The organism is Cellulophaga tyrosinoxydans (genome assembly GCF_900176415.1).
Lineage (GTDB): Bacteria > Bacteroidota > Bacteroidia > Flavobacteriales > Flavobacteriaceae > Cellulophaga > Cellulophaga tyrosinoxydans.
Window position 1 is genome coordinate 57,507 of the sequence record NZ_FWXO01000002.1, and the last position, 21,637, is coordinate 79,143.

Below are 21,637 nucleotides of genomic sequence, written 5' to 3' on the forward strand. Positions count from 1 at the left end.
CTACTTAGCGTTATTTAGAGCATTCAACGCAAAACTACCTAACCAATGGGTTCCACTATAGTTTTCATCTACCAAATTGGGTAACGAATATAAAATATGTTCATTGGCAATATTCCTCAAATGTGCATATTCTGTTAATGTATTAGCAATGCCGTACAAGCACCAGGCTCGACTAAAATTGAGTCCGTCTAAATGCACTAATTTACCATCTGCTCTATCGGAAACCTTTCCTGGTTCTAATGCAAAATCAACATTTGTAAGCTCAGGAAGAAATGCTTTGAACCAAATTTTGAATTCTGTTGGATTGTATATTTTACGCATTAAGTTTGCTTCTTCTAAACAAGGCGATAAAAAATCAAAACCGCTAGGTTCCCAATCTAATGGACAGTTTTTATCATCCTCATAAAAACGAATAGCACAATCTTTAATACCTTTTATCAGCGCTTCATTTTTCATAGTTTGGGCATAATCTAAGGCCAAAGACAATCCAAACGCCGTATTTGTATGTTCTCCTACGCGAATAGGGTAATTCAATTTTGGTAAAAATTCTATATAAGAATTTACAATCAAATCGGTTAGCGGTTGAAGGTTCTTTTCTAAATCTCTTGCTAAAGGATCATTCCAAGTATGTATTTCTTCTGCCAACTTTAATAACCAAGCCCAACCATAGGTACGCTCATAAGAACTATTACCTTTCATAGTAAAATAGGCTACTTCAGCTTTAATATTTTCAGCTGTTAATGTAGTGCTCAATTTTTCTCGTATGGATGCTGCTTCATTTAAACTAGGGTATTGTTTTAAAAGTGATATTAAAGACCAATGTCCATGAACCGATGAATGCCAATCATAACAGCCATAAAATGCAGGATGCAATTCTTTTGGAGTACCAATATGTGTGCTATCTTCTAGTGATTGATTTAATTTATTAGGAAATTCTACCTGTAAACATGCTAAAGGCAAACTAACCAATTTATTCGCTTCTTTAAATGTTAATTCTGGAGACTTACTGATTTCAATTTCTGATTTATTTTGTTTAAGTTCTGGTTTACAGCCAAGGGCCAGAACAATACAAATGCTAAAGGTTAAAAATTTTCGGATCATTTTTTGGTTGGTTATTAAGATATCTCTAAATAGAGTTTATAAATATAAACAGTTCATCACTATTTAGAACAAAAGTTAGTGACAAATATTCGTTGAACTACTTGTTTCTTGTGCAGTTCATCTAAAAAAATGTCATTCGTCTAAAACTTTATATGCACGTATAATAATCTTAAAAAGTTGATGTTATAATAATCCCGAATACCTATTAACCTACTTGAATGAATTGTTTAGAATGTAATAAAGAACTTAGTTATATAGACCATAAAAATTCCTTTGACACCTACGGAGTGGAACTCTGTAAACAGCATAAGGTAAGAATGGACAAACTGGTTGTTCTGAAAGGAACTCCAGTAGAAGCTATACAACTGTACTATGGATTAAAAGAAATTGGCATCAGTTCCATGCTGGAATGGTGGGATGGAAAAAAGTCGGTTGACTTGGCCATTTCACGTGTAAAATTGAATATCGAGATCGATACCGATTATAATACCATTTCACACGAACAAGCGATAATGGATTTAGAAGAAGCAATGCATTCTTTTAAAAACGGATTTACTACTATCCGAATACCACATGTAGTTGTGAAATATTATCTTAAGGATACCGTGAAAAATATTGAAGGAATAGTTGAAGGATTAAAAGTAAATATTAAAACGCTCTAGCTCAATAAACTAAAATTCATAAAAAAGACACTAATACTATTTAGTGTCTTTTTATTTTTATATTATTTAATCTTCCAATTAAAAACTACCCCAACCACCCTTCTCTATCCAAACTACGGTACTGTATTGCTTCACCAATATGGATGCCATTAACATTTTCCGATTTATCTAAATCGGCAATTGTCCGTGCAACTTTTAAAATACGATCGTAGGCTCGTGCTGAAAGATTTAATCGCTCCATGGCATTTTTTAATAGCTCTTTAGAGGCATCATCCATTTTACAATACTTGCGAATATGTTTCGTATTCATTTGTGCATTGTAATGCACATTTTCCATTTCTTCAAAACGCTTAGTTTGAATTTCTCTTGCTGCCGTAACGCGCTTTCTAATTTCAACACTCCCCTCACCTTTCCGTTCTTCCGAAAGTTTTTCAAAGGGTACTGGTGTTACTTCAATATGAATATCAATACGGTCTAATAAAGGTCCAGAAATTTTACTTAAATAACGTTGCATTTCGGCTGGTGAAGATGTTACTGGTGCATCGGGATCATTAAAATATCCACCAGGACTTGGATTCATACTTGCAACCAACATAAAACTACTAGGATAGGTAACCGTAAACCTTGCTCGTGATATGGTAACTTCTCGGTCTTCTAAAGGTTGACGCATAACTTCCAACACACCTCTTTTAAATTCAGGCAACTCGTCTAAAAACAATACCCCGTTATGCGATAATGATATTTCTCCTGGTTGTGGATATGCACCACCACCAACCAATGCTACATCAGATATGGTATGATGGGGGCTTCTAAATGGTCTTTGATTCATTAATCCCATATTCTTTATTTTACCAACAACGCTATGAATTTTGGTAGTTTCCAAAGCTTCATGCAAAGTCATAGGGGGTAAAATAGAGGGTAATCTTTTGGCTAGCATCGTTTTACCAGCGCCCGGAGGTCCTATTAAAATAATATTATGACCACCAGCGGCGGCAATTTCCATACATCGTTTTATACTTTCTTGACCTTTCACATCGGAAAAATCAAATTCTGGAAAATCTAATGTTTTATAAAATTCTGCACGTGTATCAATTACAGTTTGCTCTAATGAAGTTCCTTTATCAAAAAAATCAATAACTTCTTTAATGTTTTCAATTCCGTACACTTCCAATCCACTAACTATGGCTGCTTCGCGTGCATTCTCCTTTGGAAGTATAAATCCTTTATAACCTTCTTTCTTAGCTTTTATCGCAATAGGTAATGCGCCTTTTATAGGTTGTAAACTACCATCTAAGGATAGTTCTCCCATAATAATATATGCTTCTAAGTGCTCAGATTTTATTTGTTCAGATGCTGTTAAAATTCCTAATGCTAAAGTTAAATCATAAGCTGAACCTTCTTTTCTTAAATCGGCAGGTGCCATATTAATAGTAAGCTTTTTACCCGGAATTTTATAACCATTATTTTGTAGGGCAGCAGCTATTCTGTAGTTACTTTCTTTAATGGCATTGTCTGGCAAACCCACTAAATGATACCCAATTCCTTTATCAACATTAACTTCAACTGTAATAGTGGTGGCTTCTACGCCAAACACGGCACTTCCGAAAACTTTAGTAAGCATTAAAATTTATTTTCTTTAAAAGTAGGAAAATAAATAATAAAATTTTAACAAATGACTTTTTGAATACTATTCTGGATGTATTTTTAAAACGGATTTGGCGTTTTTTAGAATCTCTTCTTTGTTCATCATCATCTTTCTAAATTCCCCATTTACATACATTTGCGCCTGATCTTTGTAATGCGGGCTAAACATATTACCTGATTGACCCGTAGGTAAAATGCTGATGCTATTTTCTATATCAGAAAAATCAATAATTCTTCTTGTTGATGGGCCTGAATTCACCTTATGAAACCCATCATCTGCATAACTAAACGCCATGTTGTTGATTACCTCACGTGTGCCATTTACAGGAAATGGCCCTACATTGAAATAGCTTCGGAGCGCCTCTACCTGACCAATTGGATGCGGATGTTCTATAGTATGCACTTTGTTCCATGTCCATTTAGTATAGTCTTTTCCCAAAGATTCTTCCAACAAAACAAAAGCCTCGTTATAAGATTTAGTTACTATATACGTACGTGTTTCTTTTTCTTGTGTTGTTATATTATCCCACCAAATTGATGATTCATTGGCTGACAATGGAGCTATTAAACGCTTCAAAAAATGGGTTGCCATTATTTGAGTGAATCTATCTTCCCCTAACTCATCAAGAAAAGTGTTTTTTAATAAAACATACTCCCATTTGTGAAATACGGTAGTTTCAAAACTCGTCAGATTGGCAGAACCATCCCATTTTTCAAGAACTCTTAACAGTTCCTTTTGTTTGTCTGTTAAAATAGATTCATTTAAGGCATTAATGAAGTTTTTCATTACTGTTGGGTTTACTGAAGAGGTAACATCATTTATCATTTTACTTGCCGAATCTTTATCCCAATCGTTTTTAGCATCTAATAATTGCGTAATTCGCTTGGCTCTATTTTCAGGTAAATAGTAGCCAGGATATATTTTTCCGTTTATAGAATCTGGTTGGTTATTTGCGGAATACACGTAATGCCAAGGCGGATTTATAGCCTGTGGATTTTCTGAAAAATCTAAATACCTCACAAGTTCTTCTTCTCCAAGATACCCATTTAAAATAAGTTTTGTGTTTACTCCTTTAGGCATTTCATATAATTTGGCAGTGGCAAACCATGCTACATTCCCTACTGCATCGCCATACATAATATTTAAACCTGGAGCATGAATATCTTCAAGTGCTTTTTTAAAATCATTTAAATTGTCAGCATGAATAATCCCATTAAAGGCATCTAAAGTTTTATTTTCTAATTTGGTGTAAATCCAAGACATGGAAATAGGTCTACGACTTATTATTTGATCTGCTATACCATTTAAAACTGGTCCATGAATGGTTTTTTTATATGTAAAAGTGATATCTTTTTCATCCTTTACTTTAATTGTTTTGGTAACAATTTCATAAGATTTCCACTCCCCTTTATAATTATATTTTAGCGAATCCGTCGGATGCTGTTTTTCATAATAAAAATCAATATCATCGTTCTCAAACATTGTTAATCCATAGGCTAGATTGCGATCATGCCCTAATAAAGGAAAAGGAACTCCAGCTAGGTGATAGCCGTATTTTTCATAAGTGGGTGTGCTCACATGTGCTTCATACCATACGGATGGCTGCGAGAAACCAATATGTGGGTCATTCGCAAAAATAACCTTACCATTTTTTGTTTTCTCTGGTGCAATTACCCAACTATTGCTACCTTCAAACATTGGCACGGGAAGTTTTTCTAACGCGGCTAAAGCAACTTGTGATAAAGAAACCTTAAGCGAGTCTTGTTGTTGAGGAAAGTTTTTTATTAATGTTAATGCAGGATTTTCGTCGCTATTAAGATCTGCTAAATAGGATTCACCTAAATTTTCTTTAATATTGGTAAGTAATGGATCTGTTTTATGTGCCATGGCAAAGCTGAATGCCATATAACCAATTGTGTTGTAAACATCTTTGAGAACAAATGGTTCTTTATCGATCCCTGTTAAATAATACTCCATAGGTGTCGGGCCATCTTTTATAAACGCATTTACACCATCTAAATAAGCTTGAGTTAATGCAATAACTTCAGAATTTTTATCTATAGTAGCAATGGTTTTTTCAGATGCATCATCAATGCCTAATGATAAAAGAAATTTATCTGTGGTAATCATATCTTTTCCGAATACTTCGGAAAGTCTTCCTGGAGCAATTCTTCTGAGTAGTTCCATTTGCCATAAACGATCTTGGGCATGAACATAACCTAAAGCTCTAAAAGCATCTTTTTCATTTTGACCATAAATATGGGGAATCCCATAGGTGTCGTAATAAACTTGTACTTCGTTTTTTAACCCAGGCAATGCTTGTTCCCCATCATAGGTGGGTTTCAGAGTTTGGATAAATATAAAGATGCCAATTGCAACTAAACTTAGGATAGCTAGAATTACAAGTACAATTTTTTTTATTTTTTTCAAAGCGCGTAAATTTTTTTGCAAATATTACAATTTAAAAATCAATTAATCATCAATAGATTGCCCGACTAATTGCTGAAATTTCCAAGCAGTATTATCACCTTCTATAGCTCGAGTTTGTTTTAAAATAATGCCAATAACTTGTTCTTTAGGATCCGCAAAATATTGTGAATTAAAATAACCGCCCCAATTAAAAGTTTTTAAACTGCCTTGTCCGCCCTTAGCTACTCCGTTTTCATTTATTACACGAAATGCTAATCCAAAATTGGCATCACCACCTTCCCAAATAGTACCAATTTGGTTTGCCATTATAACATCTACTGTGGTTCTGCTTAAAATTCGAATTCCGTTGAGCTCGCCCTTATTCAAATACATTTGCAAAAAATTAGCATAATCCTTTGCTGTGCTAGAAAGTCCTGCTCCACCGGAGAAAAATGCTTTTGCTCCAGTTTTAGGATAATTGGTATCGTAAAATGTTTTTGGATAATTTTTCCATTGGTTATTTTCCTTTGTTTGTACAGAAACTAATCTGTGCTCTAGGGCTTTTGGAAGATAAAACCATGTATCATTCATTTGTAGGGGATCTAAAATTCGTTTTCTAAGAAACTGATCTAAAGGCATTCCTGACATTATTTCGATAAAGTAGCCAAGCACATCCAAACCTTCACTATAGGTATATTTCTCTCCTGGATTATGATGTAGCGGTAACTTCGCAAGCTTTTTAACACTTTCGGCAATGGTGATTTTTTCAGTAGTAAATAAATCCGTTATTCCAGCATTGGCATATATTTTTTTAAATCTTGAATCTCCATCAATTACACCATAACCTATTCCAGAGGTATGAGATAATAAATGGCGAATAGTTATGGGATTTTTAGCAGGTATAGTTGAATACGAACCATCAGGATATACGGAATCTAAAATTTGCTCATTACTAAATTCTGGAATGTATTTAGAAATTGGATCGTCTAGTCTAAATTTACCTTCCTCCCAAAGCATCATTACCGCAGTAGATGTAATAGCCTTCGTTTGCGAAGCAATCCTAAAAATTGCGTCGGTTTTTAGTTCTTTTGTAGACTCGGCATCTGCCGTACCATATGCCTTATGAAATACTATTTTGCCGTTTCTAGCAACTAAAGCAACAATTCCTGGAACTTCGTTTTTCACAGCCTCTGCGCACATAGCATCAATACGTGCTAGACGTTCCTCAGACATGCCTACACTTTTAGGTGAAGCCTCTGTTAAGAACGGGGAATTTTTTATTGATGTTGTTTGAGCTACACTTATTAACGAAGTAAGTGTAAAAATGAGCTGAAATACATTTTTCATTTGTTGGTTGATTTAAATGAATTTTTCTGAGGCTTACATTCAAAAATAACAAATAAATCAGAGTAAAATGAAGGGTATCAAAAATATCATCCTAATGCATTTTTGATCTTAATTTTAGAGAGCATAAAACCACTATAAATAATCTAAATCTAATTGTTGTATTTTTCCAATCCTTGTAACAACCAAGCCTTATAAGTTTCTGTATCTGTGTATTGTACCGCCGAATTTAAAATCTCTAAATCTGAAGAAATTAAAACATAATAAGGTTGAGAAGCAGCATTAAAATTCAGAGTTTGGAAAGTTCCCCACTTCTGCCCTACAGTTTCTATGTGTTTAATGCGGCCAGATTCATATTTATAATCAAACTGCTCTAATTCTGGGAGTTCTTTTCGATCATCTATATACAGTGAAATTAAAATATATTCTTCCTTTAATATTTTATAAACTTCTGGATCGCTCCAAACATTTTCTTCCATTTTACGACAATTAACACATGCCCATCCCGTAAAGTCTAATAGTACTGGTTTATTCACTTTTTTTGCATAAGCCATCCCCTCATTAAAATCTTTAAAACAATTTAGCCCCAAAGGACAATCGTTCTCCTTTTGAAATAAGCTATAAAAATCTGGCGGTGGAAAGCCACTAAGTAATTTTAAATTGGTGATTTTAGCTAAACCTAAACTTAGATACAATACGAATACCGCACTTATCAGTCCTATAGTTTTTCTTGTTGTGGATATTTTTTGATTTTTTGGATCATGTGGAAATCGAATAACTCCGAATAAATATAATGTTAGTAACACAAAGAGAATAATCCAAATCGCTATAAACAATTCACGTTTAAGTATTCCCCAATGCCCCACTAAATCTGCATTCGATAAGAATTTTAATGCTAATGCAAGTTCTAAGAAACCTAATACTACTTTTACTGTTGTCATCCAACCTCCAGATTTTGGAAGAGAATTTAACCATGCAGGAAATAATGCAAATAACGCAAATGGTAAAGCTAAGGCAGCTCCAAAGCCAATCATTCCGGTAGATAAGTTCGTTGCAACATCGCCTTCAGCAAGAGCTGTACTACCTAAGAGTCCCCCTAATATTGGTCCAGTACATGAAAAAGAAACTATAGCTAAGGTAACAGCCATGAAAAAGATGCCTATAACACCTCCAGCTTTAGAAGATGCGTTATCCATTTTATTAGCCCACGAACTAGGTAATGTTAGCTCGTAATAACCGAAAAATGAAAATGCAAAAAAGACGAAAACCACAAAAAACACCACATTTAGCCATACATTAGTTGCAATGGTGTTTAATATTTGTGAATCTACTGAATCGAACAAATGGAATGGTAAGCTAAGTAAGAAATAAATTAACACAATAAAAAAACCGTAAAGAATAGCATTAGTGATTCCTTTACTTTTTGTGCCTGATTGCTTTGTAAAAAATGACACCGTAAGCGGAATCATTGGAAACACACATGGTGTTAAAAGCGCAATTAAGCCACCTAAAAATCCTAAGGCAAATATCATCCATAAACTAGATTTACTATCTATAGTATCTTCAAGCCCTTCTGTTAGAAGATCTTTATTTTTAAGGTCTAGGATTAATGCTTCACTTAAAATAACACTGCGCTCATCTATAGTTTTTTCTTCAAGATTTAAAGGCTCTTCTCCTATTAAAAAGACAAACTCCTTTTCTCCCGGAATGCAAACATCTTTACACACTTGATAATACACCAAAAGATCTATATGATTTAATTTTGGATCAAGTATTTTAATCTTTTGAGTAAAGGTGAGTTTTTCCTTGAAAAATGTTTCATTTACTTCAAACACATCACTAAATTCTGTAATGGTTTCACTTTCTTTTGCTGCCCCTATAAGCTCATATTGTTCCCCGACTTTATCAAAAATTAACTCGCTTGGTTGGGAACCACCTTCTTCAGTAAATTGAGAAAAAACATGCCAATCTTTTAAAATATCAGCTTTAACCACCAATTCGTATTCCGTTTCTGAAATTTTATGCAGCTCTTGAGTCCAAAGAACTGGTTCATCATCGGTTTGAGAAAATCCCGAAAATACAATCAATAGACTTGCAACTATTAATAAAAATTTATTCATGCTTTATGGCAATTATCTTTTTTGTGTTTTCTGTAACTTTAAAACGTTCATCTGCACGTTTTCCTATAATCCAAACAATTTTATCTTCTGAACATAATAGCCATTGATTTTCTTTATCAATTAAACTATACTTTTCATCTTTATAAAACTTACTCAATTTTTTAGCACCTTTCATACCAAAAGGATGAATATAGTCGCCCGTTTTCCATTTTCTTACACTCAACGGAAACATTAACAAATCCGCATCTACATAAATTATTGAAGTATTAGTTTGTGTGATTGACTCTACAACACTGAATTTAAGCGATATTGGTATAGAGATTTGCTTTGTGCCTTTTGAAATTAAATAGTTTTCATCCTCAGTAATTTTTATTTCTTGTAATAATAAACTATTTCTGTCTTTTAGCAATCTATGCGTGGCAGAATAGATTTCTTTACCACTTAACGATGAAAACAATTCTATAATTGCATCGGCATCAGAAAATCCATAGGGCTTAAATAATTGATATATATAAGGTTCTAGCGGCTCCAATTTTTTTAAAGCACTAGTCTCTATTATAAACACATTAGAATTCGATTTAAATATCGTATTTCTTATCGTATTTATAATACCGTCTAATAATACACTTGTCTGACTTAAGTAATTTTGGGTATTGATGAAATTTGCTAGAAAAGTGGGATGAAGTTCTTTTAGTTCAGGAACTATTTTATGCCGAATTTTATTTCTTAAGTATTTTGTTTCTAGATTACTCTGGTCTTCTCTCCAGTCTAATTTATGTTTTTTTGCATAATTAAGAATTTCACTTCTTGAAAAAGGAAGTAAAGGTCTTGAAATAGAATTCGTTTTTTCAGGAATCCCTGTTAATCCTTCAATACCTGTACCTCTTGATAAATTAATTATAAAAGTTTCTAAATTATCATCTGCATGGTGTGCCGTAACCAATGTTTTTATATCATTTTCTTGCATAATTTGCACAAACCAATCATACCTTAATTCGCGTGCAGCAACTTGTAGTGATACTTTGTTTTCTGTTATATAATCAGTTGTTTTAAAACTAGTTACATATGCTTTTTTAGCATACTTATCAGCAAGTATTCTAACAAATTCTTCATCAGCATCGCTTTCTTTTCCTCTGAGCTTAAAATTACAATGGGCTATAGAATAATTAAGACCTAGTACATGACAAAGATGCGCCAGAACAATACTATCCAGTCCTCCACTACAAGCTAGCAGAAATTCATGTTCCTTTAAATTGGAAAACTTGGCGGCAATATGTTTTTTAAATTCTTCTAGCACAACTGTAAAAATACATAAGAAAAATGAAGGGTATTACTTCGGTTAATTTTAATTTTCTTCTAAAACCTGTCGCATGGCTTTTGCTTTAAGTAAACATTCTTGGTACTCAAATTCTGGAGTAGCTTTTGCAGTAATAGCACTACCTACGGAAAAAGAGATATATGGCTTAGCTTCGTTATACAAAATACTACGGATAACAACATTAAAATCAAAATCTCCATCGGGAGAAATATAACCTACAGCACCACTATAAAGCCCTCTTTTAAACGCCTCTAGTTTTTCTATTATTTTCATGGCTGAAACTTTAGGAGCGCCTGTCATGCTACCCATTGGAAAAGTTTCTCTTAGTATCTCAATAGGATTTTTATCATGCTCTACCGTTGCGGTTACCGTAGAAATCATTTGGTGTACTTGATCGAAAGTGTATATTTTACAAAGTTCCTCTACCGCTACGCTTCCTTTTAGAGCGCTTTTTGAAAGATCATTACGCACTAAATCTACAATCATAACATTTTCAGAGCGCTCTTTTTCATCCTGCTCTAAATTGTTTTTTAAGGCATTATCTTCTTCTAGATTATTGGATCGTTTTGCGGTGCCTTTTATGGGCTGAGAAATTATTTTGGTATTCATTTTCTTCAAATATCGTTCCGGTGATGCTGACAATAGAAAATGCTTATCTAATTTTAAAAACGTAGCAAATGGTGCTTTTGAAATACTATTTAGTTTATAGTATGTTTTTAGTGGGTTTATCTTATAATTTTCAGCATAAAATTCTTGACAAAAGTTAGCCTCGTAAATATCACCTCTATGAATATGATGTAACATGGAGTTCACTTGCCGAAAATACTCATCTTTAAAAATGCGCATTTTTATATGAATTCCTTTATCATTTACAATCGCATCGCAGGATGTGGATGTAGTATAAGAAAGTATCTCTTTATAATCAGCTTCTATTTCATCATCAACCATTCTTAAATAATTAAATTCGATGTTATCGTCTTTTAATTGAATGATTTTTTTTGGTTGAAAAAAGTAAAGTTCTGGAAACGCTACACCGTCAAAATTTTTGGATTGAAGCTGTTCAACATCATTTTTTAAATCGTAAGATAAAAATCCAAAAATCCAATCTTTTGTTTCAGATTGATACGTTTTTAAATCATCAAATGCGTTGTCTGCATCGGTTTTGATGGATGTTAATGCATCAACAGCTAAAAGTCCATCAAACGATCCGTACTTTTGTTTATGTTGATTACTATCAAGCCAAATGATCTCATAAAATTGTTGAGACCATTGCAATAAAGCCCGCTTTAATTCTGGAGTATTCGTAATTGGAAAAGAAATTTTTGTACGCAATGCTTTTTACAATTTGGCTTTAAATGCATTAAGTGCAGCAAGATGTTTTTCAGCTAACTCACTATTGATTATTCCTTTTTCTTCAACAAAATTTTCACTAAAAGAGGGTAAGGAAAAAGTTGCAATAATCTCTCCTCCAAATCGTGGCAATAGTTTTTCGGTAACCTCAAGTGCACTCATGGCTCCTCTTTTGCCGTTAGAAGTAGACATTAAAAGAATTTTAGTATCGGATAAAAAATTCTTATCCACTCTCGAAAGCCAATCTATTACATTTTTAAAGTATGCAGATGGGTTGCTATTGTGTTCATTAACGGATAATATTATGGCTTTAGCGCTTTTAATATCATTACGAAATTCGATTAACGAATTTTTAAATCCGTTTTTTAGCTCTTCATCATAACTATATATTGGAAATGGATAATTTGCAAGATTAATTAATCGAACATCATCATTTAATAAACGGGCAGTAAAATGTACCAATTTGTAATTTATAGATACTGAAGAATTGCTTCCTGCAAAGGCTAAAATAGAGGACATATTATCTTTTTATAAAATTATTATAACGAAAATACTTCAAAAAGTACTGACATGTATAAAAATTAGCTAATTTTGCATCGCTAAACATCCAAACATACTGTATTACAAGTATATACAGTATAGAATATGAAATGATAGACAAAACGAACAGACTCTACTTTATTGACGCGATGCGTGCATGGGCTATTTTAATGATGCTTCAAGGGCATTTTGTGGATGGTTTATTGGATAATGCATTTCGTGATAATAGTCATTTAGGTTTTTCCATTTGGTCTTATTTTCGAGGTATTACAGCACCTGTATTCTTTACAGTTTCTGGATTCATTTTTACCTTTTTATTAGTAAAAGGCGATAAATCTGGCTTTGATAATCCACGTGTTCTTAAAGGAATAAAAAGAGGATTGTTATTAATTTTCATAGGTTATTTATTACGATTAAACTTTTGGGGCTTATTAGTAGGTCAAATATATGATTCTTTCTATCTCGTAGACGTACTACATTGTATAGGTCTTTCTATTCTTGGGATAATAAGTTTATATGTACTGACCAGTAAGCGAAAGGCACTATTCCCAGTTATTTTAATTGCGATAACTATTATTCTTTTCATTTTTGAACCAACCTATAAAGATTGGGCACATGTATATTTACCAGAATCATTAGCAAATTATTTTACAAAAGCTAATGGATCTGTATTTACAATAATTCCTTGGTTTGGCTATGCTACTTGTGGTGCATTTTTATCATTGGTTTTTGCAAGATTCAAAAATGCAAAATACTTATACCCAACTGCTATTACCTTATCGCTTATTCTAGGAATAACTTTAATGTTTGGTGCCTCTGAATTATTTCTGTATTTAGCAGAAACAACAAAAATTCAACTATTTGCAGATGTCTTCTTTAACAATTATTTATTTATAAGACTTGGAGATGTGTTCTTAGTTTTTGCTGTATTTATGCTTATTCGAAATATATTTACCAACAAAACCTTATTGAAAATTGGACAAAGTACATTATCTATTTATGTTGTACATTTTATAATATTATATGGCAGTTTTATAGGAGTAGGTTTATATTATTTTTATCACCACACGCTATCTCCTACAATTGTAATTCCTGGTGCAATAGCATTTATGATTATATGTACTTCTATTGCCTTGTATTACGAACATAATAAAGTTGAAATTAAAGCGGCAATACGCGCTAAATTAATTCAGATTGGCTTGCCTATTGAGCCATGGTTAGTTTTTGGATTAAAGCAAACAAAAGAGCTTTTAGTGAAAACTAGAACTTTTACATTGAAGCTATTTAGACTGGTTAAAGATTAATCAACCCACTTTAAAATTATCTACTTTTAAATTACCTTCACTCAAAAAATACAATATGAGTGATAATAAATTTTCCCCAATAGCGGTAGCATTAGAAAAAGATAAAAATTATAGCTGGTGCACTTGTGGGCATAGTATAAACCAACCTTTTTGCGATGGTTCACATAGAGCACAAAATGCTACACCACCTATGCGCTTTTCTTGTGAAGAAGATAAAAATGCACATTTATGTACCTGCAAACTCACAAGCAATCCACCCTATTGCGATGGAACTCATAAAAAATAATACAAAACACCCCAAAAGATTACATCTCTTGGGGTGTTTTTATATAATGTCTTTTTGCAATATTATACGTGTAATGCTCTGTCCGCAGTTGCAGCTAAAGCAGCTTCTTTAACAGCCTCCGCATAAGTTGGGTGCGCATGACTCATACGAGCAATATCTTCTGCCGAAGCTCTAAATTCCATAGCAGTAACACCTTCTGAAATTAAATCGGCTACACGTGCACCAATCATGTGTACGCCTAGAACTTCATCCGTTTTCTTATCTGCTAATATTTTTACAAATCCATCGATATCACCACTAGCTCTAGAACGACCTAATGCACGCATAGGGAATGAACCTGATTTGTAAGCGATACCTGCTGCTGTTAATTCTTCTTCTGTTTTGCCTACAGCGGCAACTTCTGGCCAAGTATAAACTACACCTGGAATTAAGTTATAATCAATATGTGGTTTTTGACCAGCAAGCACTTCAGCAACAAAAGTTCCTTCTTCTTCTGCCTTATGAGCTAGCATTGCTCCTTTTATCACATCTCCTATGGCATAAATATTAGGGATGTTAGTTTGTAAATGTGCATTGACTGCTACTCTACCTCTTTCTTCCATTTTAACCCCAGCCGCTTCTAAATTTAGACCTTCTGTATAGGCATGACGACCAACAGCAACTAAACAATAATCTCCTTTAAAAGTAATTTCTTCTCCTTTTTTATTGTCAGCTTTTACAATAACTTCGTTTCCTTTTCTTTCAACTGATTTTACTTTATGAGAAAGCTCAAAACTTACTTTTTGCTTTTTCATCACCTTCATTAATTCTTTTGATAGCGCTCCATCCATTCCTGGAATTATACGATCCATAAACTCCACCACCGTTACTTCTGCACCTAATCTTTTATAAACTTGACCTAATTCTAAGCCAATTACACCTCCGCCTATAACAATCATATGCTTTGGTACTTCTTTAAGTTTTAAAGCTTCTGTAGATGTAATAATACGTTCTTTATCTAATTTGATAAATGGTAAAGAAGATGGTTTTGAACCTGTAGCTATTATAGTGTTCTTAGCTTCAATTGTTTCTGTTTTACCATCATTTTTCTTAATGTTGATATGGGTGGCATCTTTAAAGCTTCCTACTCCTTGAAAAACATCAATTTTATTCTTATTCATTAAAAATTCAATACCCTTTGTAGTCATATCAACCACATTTTGTTTTCGGGCAATCATTTTTTCTAAATTCAGTTTTATTTCACCTGGAATTTCAATACCATGATCCTCAAAATGTTTTATAGCGTCTTCATAATGATGCGAAGAATCCAATAAAGCTTTAGAAGGTATACAACCAACATTAAGGCAAGTACCGCCTAATGTGCTATATTTTTCGATTATTGCTGTTTTCATTCCTAACTGTGCGCAACGTATAGCTGCAACATATCCACCTGGACCTGAACCAATAATGGCTACATCATATAAACTCATATCTTAGAATTAATTTTTAATAAACATAACAAAATTAGTGTTATTTTCTGGTTTAGCTATGCTGTAAAGTCTAAAGTTCTGTTATTAATGCGTAGCTAAATTGCAATTGCTGTGGTATGCTTAACTTCTGCAATTACAAATGAGCTTTGCGTACTTCCAATATGATGAATAGCGGTTAGTTTTGAAACCATAAATTCTCGATAAGCTTCCATATCACTCACATGAATTTTTAGAATATAATCATAATCACCACTTATATGAAAACACTCCACTACTTCAGAAAGCTTTACCACTTCTCTTTCAAACACATTTACATAATCTTTAGTGTGTTGAGCAAGCTTTACATGGCATAATACAGTAAAATTTTTATTTACTTTTTTCTTGTTTACAAGTGCAACATATTTCTCAATAGCTCCAAATTTTTCCAAACGTTTAATTCGCTCATAAACCGCTGTTACGGAAAGATGTAGCGCATTGGCATACTCCTTAGTAGTTTTTTTACTATTGCTTTGTAGTAATTTTAAAAGATGTGCATCGGTTTTATCAAATTCCATGGTGATATATTTTCTGCAAAGTTTTTATATAACGTAAAATTTTAAACTATAATTCTACAAATAATTATTTATATAGTTTTATTCTCTATAAATATAAGAATTCATTGATAATTATTCACAAACATGCTATTTTTAAAGTGTTTTAAGGGAAAAATCATTTGCCAATTCTTAGTTTTTAATATTTCAAAATCATGGAATTGGCAATTTTCTAGAAAATTTTAATACAGAAAATATTATGAAAAATAAAGCAGCAGATAGTTTACAAGATTTACAATATTTTGGCGAATTTGGAGGGGTAAATCCTTCTATATCAGATTCATCAACATATACATTTTTGTCAGCAAAAACAATGTTCGATACTTTTGAAGTGAATACCGAAGGTTGTTACCTATATAGTAGACATTCTTCGCCTTCTAATTTATATTTAGGAGAAGCATTGGCTGCTTTGGAAGGTACAGAATCTGCTAATGTTTATGCCAGTGGAATGGGTGCAATTACCTCAGTTATACTGCAATTATGTGATGCTGGTGACCATATTGTTAGCAGCAGAACAATCTATGGTGGAACTTATGCATTCATGAAGAATTTTTTAAAGAAATTCAATATTAAAACATCCTTTGTAGATACCACAAGTATTAAAGCTGTAGAAAAGGCAATTACCGAGCATACAAAAATGATTTACTGTGAGGCAGTTAGCAATCCCCTTTTAGAAGTTGCCGACATTGAGGCGCTGGCTAAACTAGCCAAGAAGCATAACCTACCATTGGTAGTAGATAACACCTTCTCTCCTTTAACTATTGCGCCAGCAAAATTAGGTGCTGATATTATTATACATAGTCTAACTAAATTTATTAACGGAACCAGTGATTGTGTTGCTGGTGTTGTTTGCGGTACAGCAGATTTTTGTCTGAGTTTAAAAGATGTTAATAGTGGAGCCGGTATGCTATTGGGTAGTACTTTAGATAGTTTACGCGCAGCATCCATTCTTAAGAACATGCGTACCTTACATATTCGCATGAAACAACATAGTGCCAACGCATTCTATCTAGCCAAAAAGTTTCAAGAAGACGGACTTACCGTTTCTTATCCTGGTTTGTCAAATCACCCAGGTCATGAAGTTATGACAAAACAAATGAATCATGAATACGGCTATGGAGGTCTATTAACATTAAATGTAGGTTCTTTAGAAAATGCAAATAGTTTAATGGAATTAATGCAGGCTAAAAAATTAGGTTATTTAGCTGTAAGTCTTGGTTTTTATAAAACCTTATTTAGTGCTCCAGGTACCTCTACATCATCTGAAATTCCTTTAGAAGAACAAAAGGAAATGGGCTTATCTGAAGGATTGATTCGTTTTTCAATAGGTTTAGATAATACTATTGAACGCACGTATCAAATAATGAAGGAATGTATGATGCAATTGCATATTTTACCCGAAAAGACCTTGCAAAATTAATATTCACTGTAAATTACGCTTGCACGGATAGCGCCAAAATCGTATTATTACGGAATAACTAATTACATTTTTAATGCAAAACCAAAGTCTGAATCCTTCAGGACCTGAAAACGAACACATTGTAGAAAATAGAGAATTAAGCATCTGGGAGGCTTTAATACCTGTAGTGCTTTTAATGGCTATGCTCGCCTACAATATTTTCTTTGCAGACGGAGAAGTTTTTGGAGAATACTCCAATCAAATTATTTTATTAATTGGTGGTGTTTTTGCAGCTATTGTGGGTTTATTCAATAAATCTTCGCTAAAAACTATGATTCAAGAAGTTTGGGAAAATTTAAAAAGTGTTTTCATTCCAATTATGATTCTGTTTTTAGTAGGTGCCTTAGCAGGTACTTGGTTGGTAAGTGGTATAATCCCAGCAATGGTGTTTTACGGACTACAAGTTTTGAGTCCGTCTATATTTTTACCTGCTTCAGTGGTAATTGCTGCTATAATATCTATTGCCACAGGTAGTTCATGGACCACATCTGCCACAGTGGGTATTGCATTAGTAGGTATTGGAACAGCGTTGGGTATCCCAACAGGAATGATAGCAGGAGCCGTAATTTCAGGCGCTTATTTTGGTGATAAAATGTCACCACTGAGTGATACTACCAATTTGGCACCAGCAATGGCAGGTACTGATTTATTTACGCATATAAAATATATGGCATTCACAACAGTGCCTACCATTCTTATTACACTTACTGTTTTTACCATAATTAGCTTTAATATAGACACCACGGGGAAAGCAGATATAAGCGGACTTTTACGTACGATTGAAACCACATTTACTATATCACCTTATTTATTTATAGTGCCAGGAGTGGTTATTCTACTTATTTTATTAAAAACTAAACCGCTAATTGCTTTGGGAGTTGGAGTTGGACTTGCAGCAATTTTTGCCATGATTTTTCAGACCGATGTTTTGGCCACCCTACATGAATCAGAGGTAACAGCACTTTTTAATTCCATTTTTACAGACACAGAAATAGTTACTGACAATGAAAAATTAAATAAATTATTTAGTGCTGGTGGCATGAAAGGTATGCTTTGGACAATCTACCTAATTTGTTGTGCTATGGTTTTTGGAGGCATCATGGATGGTATAGGGGCTTTGGCAAGAATCACAAAATCGTTATTAGCTATTGCTAGTTCAGTATTTGGTCTTTTTTCAAGTACAGTATTAAGTTGTATTGGTCTTAATGCCATTGCGAGCGATCAATATTTAGCCATTGTTATCCCAGGAAAAATGTTTAAAAAAGCTTATCAAGATAAAAAGTTAGCCCCTGAAAATTTAAGTAGAACATTAGAAGATTCAGGAACGGTAACTTCTGTATTAATACCTTGGAATACCTGTGGAGCTTATCAATCAGGTGTATTAGGAGTGCATACCGGAGATTATTTTATGTACGCCATTTTTAACTGGTTGAGCCCAATTACAACCTTAATTTTTGCTGGTTTTAATATAAAAATTAGACAGCTGGTAGCGAAAGTTAAAACTAAATAAGGTTTATTTAGATTGGTTCATTTTTATTTAAAAAAATAAAATAACGAATAACAATCAATAAAGAATAGAAATTATCAAACTGATAAAATAGGTATCGCTTAATTTCTAATTTGATACTATTTAGCTGGCAAAAGGTCATCCATCAATAAATCATATTCTCCTATCAATTTTTTAAATATTTATTAGTTTTTATCTGTAAGACTAGTGCTAATTTTGCAATAAATAATAACATAAAATTTAAAGCATAACATGGCAGTAGTAGGTAAAAAATTCCCAAGTTTAAGTGTAAACGCAATGAACGATTTAGGGGATACTTTTAAATTAAACGTTGTAGAAGAAGCACAAAAAAACAATAAGAAAGTTGTTTTATTCTGGTATCCAAAAGATTTTACTTTTGTTTGTCCAACTGAATTACATGCTTTTCAAGCTGCATTAGGTGAATTTGAAAAAAGAAATACCTTGGTAATTGGAGCTTCTTGTGATACCGCTGAAGTACATTTTGCATGGTTGAGTACTGCAAAAGATAACGGTGGTATTGAAGGTGTTACGTATCCGCTTTTAGCTGATAGTAACAGAAATTTAGCTGCTACATTAGGCATTTTAGATGTTACAAACGAGCAGTACAATGAAGAAACTGGTGTTGTTACAGTAGAAGGTGATAATGTAACGTATAGAGCTACTTATTTAATTGATGAAGAGGGTACCGTTTTTCATGAAGGTATTAACCACATGCCATTAGGTAGAAATGTAAATGAATATTTACGTTTAATTGATGCCTATACACACGTGCAGCAAAAAGGTGAAGTTTGTCCTGCAAACTGGGAAGAAGGTAAAGATGCTATGAAAGCTAATGCTAAAGGTACTGCAGCGTATTTAGCCGCTCACGTAAACTAAGCTAGTAAGAATAATTTTAGGTAGTAATCTCTTTAACGGTAGATTACTATTCTTATGTAATAAAAAATAATTATGGTTTTAGAATTAGAACAAGATAATCTTCAAGATATCATCAATCAAAATGCACATGTAGTGGTTCAGTATTCTGCTTCATGGTGTGGTAATTGTCGCATAATGAAGCCAAAATTTAAAAAAGAGGCTACTACAAATGAAAACATCACTTTTGTTATTGCCGATGCTGAAAATTTTCCTGAGTCAAGAAAATTAGCGAATGTAGATAACTTACCAACATTTGCATCATTCTCAAATGGAAGTTTTAAAAATCAGGTGCAAACAAATAAATACGATGTATTAAAAGATTTTATCAGTGAAATTACCAGTAATTAAACACCTTACAAACTTCATTGCGGAGAACGATGAAGATTATGTAATCGAAACTATTGAAACTCTTGAAGCACTAACGGAAGTGCCTTCTTTAAAAGATGAAGAGTTAGACGTTATTGGAGAGTTAATTTCCAATTTATATGGTGCCTTAGAGGTGCAAAAAGCCATAAAAAGTGGTACACCACAAAAAGAGGCATTAAACAACTTTATGCAAAGAGTAGTTGGTGCAATAGACAAATAAAATAGTTACAACAAAGTAAAAAAGTCTGGTCCGTAGAAGGATCGGACTTTTTTTATTGCTAAAAATTCTATTAGTTATACCTTTTTAAGGGATATATTTTTTAATTTCACGCAGAATTTAATACTTCAATTATGGCTATAGTAACATTAAAAGGAAATAAATTAAATACCATAGGTAACTTGCCTAAAACTGGGGCTTCTGCACCTGATTTTACGCTTACAAAAAGTGATTTATCCACTGCTTCATTATCCAATTATAAAGGAAAAAAAGTAGTCCTAAATATTTTTCCAAGTATTGACACAGGCACTTGTGCACAATCAGTACGCCAGTTTAATCAAGAAGCGGCAGAATTAGATAATACTATTGTATTGTGTGTTTCAAAAGATTTACCATTTGCGCAAGCACGTTTTTGCGGAGCTGAAGGTATCAAAAATGTAGAAATGTTATCAGATTTTAAAGATGGTAATTTTGGTGATTCTTACGGTTTAGCATTTGCAGATGGACCTTTAGCACCGCTACATTCAAGATCAGTTGTGGTATTAAATGAAGAGGGTAAAGTAATCTATACAGAGCAAGTTTCAGAAACGGTTGATGAACCAAATTACAAAGCTGCTCTAGAAGCCTTATTAGATGCCTAAAAAAGAGTCTTTTTTAGTAAATAGAATAAAAAGTGTAGGCTTCGCATTACGTGGAGCCTTACTTTTAATTAAAACTGAAGCTAGTATTAAGATTCAATTTTTTATTGCTTTAGTCATGACTGCCTTAGGCTTCTATTTTGATATTTCTAATACAGAATGGATCTTACAAATATTCGCAATAGCACTTGTTTTAGGAATTGAAGGAATGAACACTGCTGTTGAAAAAATTGCAGATTTTATTCATCCGGAATTTCATGAAAAAATTGGCTTTATAAAAGATATTGCAGCTGGCGCAGTGATGATGGTTTCTATAGCATCGGCAATCATTGGAATGATTATATACCTTCCTAAGATTTTTTAAAGTAATAATAGT

General features: G+C 33.1%; 20 protein-coding genes. 10 read left to right on the forward strand and 10 right to left on the reverse strand.

The features are described 5' to 3' along the window. Positions 1 to 1,101, reverse strand: coding sequence for a DUF2891 domain-containing protein (locus tag B8963_RS07255; RefSeq protein ID WP_084060798.1), 1,101 nt, complete (start codon positions 1,099 to 1,101; stop codon positions 1 to 3). Between the two features lie 218 nt (positions 1,102 to 1,319). Between B8963_RS07255 and B8963_RS07260 the strand changes: the two genes are divergently transcribed. Further along, entirely contained in the window at positions 1,320 to 1,763 is a 444-nt protein-coding gene (locus B8963_RS07260) for a hypothetical protein (RefSeq protein ID WP_084060799.1), read from the forward strand. Between the two features lie 85 nt (positions 1,764 to 1,848). Here B8963_RS07260 and B8963_RS07265 read toward each other — a convergent pair whose 3' ends face one another. The 7 genes from B8963_RS07265 to B8963_RS07295 form a co-directional block, all read right to left on the reverse strand. Continuing rightward, positions 1,849 to 3,384 carry a YifB family Mg chelatase-like AAA ATPase gene (locus B8963_RS07265; RefSeq protein ID WP_084060800.1) on the reverse strand — a complete coding sequence of 512 codons (1,536 nt, stop codon included), beginning with the start codon at positions 3,382 to 3,384 and terminating at the stop codon, positions 1,849 to 1,851. Positions 3,385 to 3,450: 66 nt separating this feature from the next. Further along, on the reverse strand, positions 3,451 to 5,838 hold the full coding sequence (locus tag B8963_RS07270) for a penicillin acylase family protein (protein WP_084060801.1): 2,388 nt from the start codon (positions 5,836 to 5,838) through the stop codon (positions 3,451 to 3,453). A gap of 42 nt (positions 5,839 to 5,880) precedes the next feature. Continuing rightward, positions 5,881 to 7,164 carry a serine hydrolase domain-containing protein gene (locus B8963_RS07275; protein WP_084060802.1) on the reverse strand — a complete coding sequence of 428 codons (1,284 nt, stop codon included), beginning with the start codon at positions 7,162 to 7,164 and terminating at the stop codon, positions 5,881 to 5,883. Positions 7,165 to 7,313: 149 nt separating this feature from the next. Beyond that, the gene (locus B8963_RS07280) at positions 7,314 to 9,281 is read right to left on the reverse strand and encodes a protein-disulfide reductase DsbD family protein (protein ID WP_084060803.1); all 1,968 of its coding nucleotides are present in this window, start codon (positions 9,279 to 9,281) and stop codon (positions 7,314 to 7,316) included. After that, entirely contained in the window at positions 9,274 to 10,578 is a 1,305-nt protein-coding gene (tilS, locus tag B8963_RS07285) for a tRNA lysidine(34) synthetase TilS (protein ID WP_084060804.1), read from the reverse strand. Before tilS ends, B8963_RS07280 begins: the two co-directional genes overlap by 8 nt. A 48-nt stretch (positions 10,579 to 10,626) precedes the next feature. After that, the gene (locus B8963_RS07290) at positions 10,627 to 11,931 is read right to left on the reverse strand and encodes an anthranilate synthase component I family protein (protein WP_084060805.1); all 1,305 of its coding nucleotides are present in this window, start codon (positions 11,929 to 11,931) and stop codon (positions 10,627 to 10,629) included. A gap of 6 nt (positions 11,932 to 11,937) precedes the next feature. Beyond that, entirely contained in the window at positions 11,938 to 12,468 is a 531-nt protein-coding gene (locus B8963_RS07295) for an NADPH-dependent FMN reductase (protein WP_084060807.1), read from the reverse strand. A 131-nt stretch (positions 12,469 to 12,599) separates the two neighbouring features. Here B8963_RS07295 and B8963_RS07300 point away from each other — a divergent pair, with 131 nt between their 5' ends. Further along, positions 12,600 to 13,793, forward strand: coding sequence for a heparan-alpha-glucosaminide N-acetyltransferase domain-containing protein (locus tag B8963_RS07300; protein ID WP_084060809.1), 1,194 nt, complete (start codon positions 12,600 to 12,602; stop codon positions 13,791 to 13,793). Between the two features lie 55 nt (positions 13,794 to 13,848). Continuing rightward, positions 13,849 to 14,079, forward strand: coding sequence for a CDGSH iron-sulfur domain-containing protein (locus tag B8963_RS07305; protein ID WP_084060810.1), 231 nt, complete (start codon positions 13,849 to 13,851; stop codon positions 14,077 to 14,079). 62 nt (positions 14,080 to 14,141) lie between these two features. Here the strand turns inward: B8963_RS07305 and lpdA are convergent, their stop codons facing one another. Together lpdA and B8963_RS07315 are read right to left on the reverse strand one after the other, a co-directional pair. Beyond that, complete coding sequence (gene lpdA / locus B8963_RS07310; protein ID WP_084060811.1) at positions 14,142 to 15,548, reverse strand: dihydrolipoyl dehydrogenase; 1,407 nt, start codon at positions 15,546 to 15,548, stop codon at positions 14,142 to 14,144. Between the two features lie 95 nt (positions 15,549 to 15,643). Next, positions 15,644 to 16,102, reverse strand: coding sequence for an Lrp/AsnC family transcriptional regulator (locus tag B8963_RS07315; RefSeq protein ID WP_084060813.1), 459 nt, complete (start codon positions 16,100 to 16,102; stop codon positions 15,644 to 15,646). Between the two features lie 235 nt (positions 16,103 to 16,337). Here B8963_RS07315 and B8963_RS07320 point away from each other — a divergent pair, with 235 nt between their 5' ends. From B8963_RS07320 to B8963_RS07350, 7 genes are all read left to right on the forward strand, one after another. Next, positions 16,338 to 17,558, forward strand: a complete 1,221-nt coding sequence (locus B8963_RS07320; RefSeq protein WP_084060815.1) for an aminotransferase class I/II-fold pyridoxal phosphate-dependent enzyme — start codon at positions 16,338 to 16,340, stop codon at positions 17,556 to 17,558. Positions 17,559 to 17,631: 73 nt separating this feature from the next. Beyond that, complete coding sequence (gene nhaC / locus B8963_RS07325) at positions 17,632 to 19,107, forward strand: Na+/H+ antiporter NhaC (protein WP_084060816.1); 1,476 nt, start codon at positions 17,632 to 17,634, stop codon at positions 19,105 to 19,107. A 249-nt stretch (positions 19,108 to 19,356) separates the two neighbouring features. After that, positions 19,357 to 20,001, forward strand: coding sequence for a peroxiredoxin (locus B8963_RS07330; RefSeq protein WP_084060818.1), 645 nt, complete (start codon positions 19,357 to 19,359; stop codon positions 19,999 to 20,001). A 72-nt stretch (positions 20,002 to 20,073) separates the two neighbouring features. Then, complete coding sequence (locus B8963_RS07335; RefSeq protein WP_084060820.1) at positions 20,074 to 20,388, forward strand: thioredoxin family protein; 315 nt, start codon at positions 20,074 to 20,076, stop codon at positions 20,386 to 20,388. Further along, positions 20,369 to 20,626 (forward strand): DUF6952 family protein, encoded by a 258-nt coding sequence (locus tag B8963_RS07340; protein WP_084060822.1) that lies wholly within the window; start codon positions 20,369 to 20,371, stop codon positions 20,624 to 20,626. Before B8963_RS07335 ends, B8963_RS07340 begins: the two co-directional genes overlap by 20 nt. A 131-nt stretch (positions 20,627 to 20,757) precedes the next feature. Beyond that, complete coding sequence (gene tpx / locus B8963_RS07345; protein WP_084060824.1) at positions 20,758 to 21,264, forward strand: thiol peroxidase; 507 nt, start codon at positions 20,758 to 20,760, stop codon at positions 21,262 to 21,264. Then, positions 21,257 to 21,625, forward strand: coding sequence for a diacylglycerol kinase (locus tag B8963_RS07350; RefSeq protein WP_084060825.1), 369 nt, complete (start codon positions 21,257 to 21,259; stop codon positions 21,623 to 21,625). Before tpx ends, B8963_RS07350 begins: the two co-directional genes overlap by 8 nt. The last annotated feature ends 12 nt before the right edge of the window (positions 21,626 to 21,637 follow it).

Excerpts from the sequence above, each read along its gene's own strand:
- B8963_RS07275 (WP_084060802.1), bottom strand. The coding sequence starts at position 7,164 with ATGAAAAATGTATTTCAGCTCATTTTTACACTTACTTCGTTAATAAGT.
- nhaC (WP_084060816.1), top strand. The coding sequence starts at position 17,632 with ATGCAAAACCAAAGTCTGAATCCTTCAGGACCTGAAAACGAACACATT.
- B8963_RS07320 (WP_084060815.1), top strand. The coding sequence starts at position 16,338 with ATGAAAAATAAAGCAGCAGATAGTTTACAAGATTTACAATATTTTGGC.
- B8963_RS07315 (WP_084060813.1), bottom strand. The coding sequence starts at position 16,102 with ATGGAATTTGATAAAACCGATGCACATCTTTTAAAATTACTACAAAGC.
- lpdA (WP_084060811.1), bottom strand. The coding sequence starts at position 15,548 with ATGAGTTTATATGATGTAGCCATTATTGGTTCAGGTCCAGGTGGATAT.
- B8963_RS07295 (WP_084060807.1), bottom strand. The coding sequence starts at position 12,468 with ATGTCCTCTATTTTAGCCTTTGCAGGAAGCAATTCTTCAGTATCTATA.
- B8963_RS07260 (WP_084060799.1), top strand. The coding sequence starts at position 1,320 with ATGAATTGTTTAGAATGTAATAAAGAACTTAGTTATATAGACCATAAA.
- B8963_RS07300 (WP_084060809.1), top strand. The coding sequence starts at position 12,600 with ATGATAGACAAAACGAACAGACTCTACTTTATTGACGCGATGCGTGCA.
- B8963_RS07335 (WP_084060820.1), top strand. The coding sequence starts at position 20,074 with ATGGTTTTAGAATTAGAACAAGATAATCTTCAAGATATCATCAATCAA.
- B8963_RS07305 (WP_084060810.1), top strand. The coding sequence starts at position 13,849 with ATGAGTGATAATAAATTTTCCCCAATAGCGGTAGCATTAGAAAAAGAT.
- B8963_RS07330 (WP_084060818.1), top strand. The coding sequence starts at position 19,357 with ATGGCAGTAGTAGGTAAAAAATTCCCAAGTTTAAGTGTAAACGCAATG.
- B8963_RS07265 (WP_084060800.1), bottom strand. The coding sequence starts at position 3,384 with ATGCTTACTAAAGTTTTCGGAAGTGCCGTGTTTGGCGTAGAAGCCACC.
- B8963_RS07255 (WP_084060798.1), bottom strand. The coding sequence starts at position 1,101 with ATGATCCGAAAATTTTTAACCTTTAGCATTTGTATTGTTCTGGCCCTT.
- B8963_RS07280 (WP_084060803.1), bottom strand. The coding sequence starts at position 9,281 with ATGAATAAATTTTTATTAATAGTTGCAAGTCTATTGATTGTATTTTCG.
- tpx (WP_084060824.1), top strand. The coding sequence starts at position 20,758 with ATGGCTATAGTAACATTAAAAGGAAATAAATTAAATACCATAGGTAAC.
- B8963_RS07350 (WP_084060825.1), top strand. The coding sequence starts at position 21,257 with ATGCCTAAAAAAGAGTCTTTTTTAGTAAATAGAATAAAAAGTGTAGGC.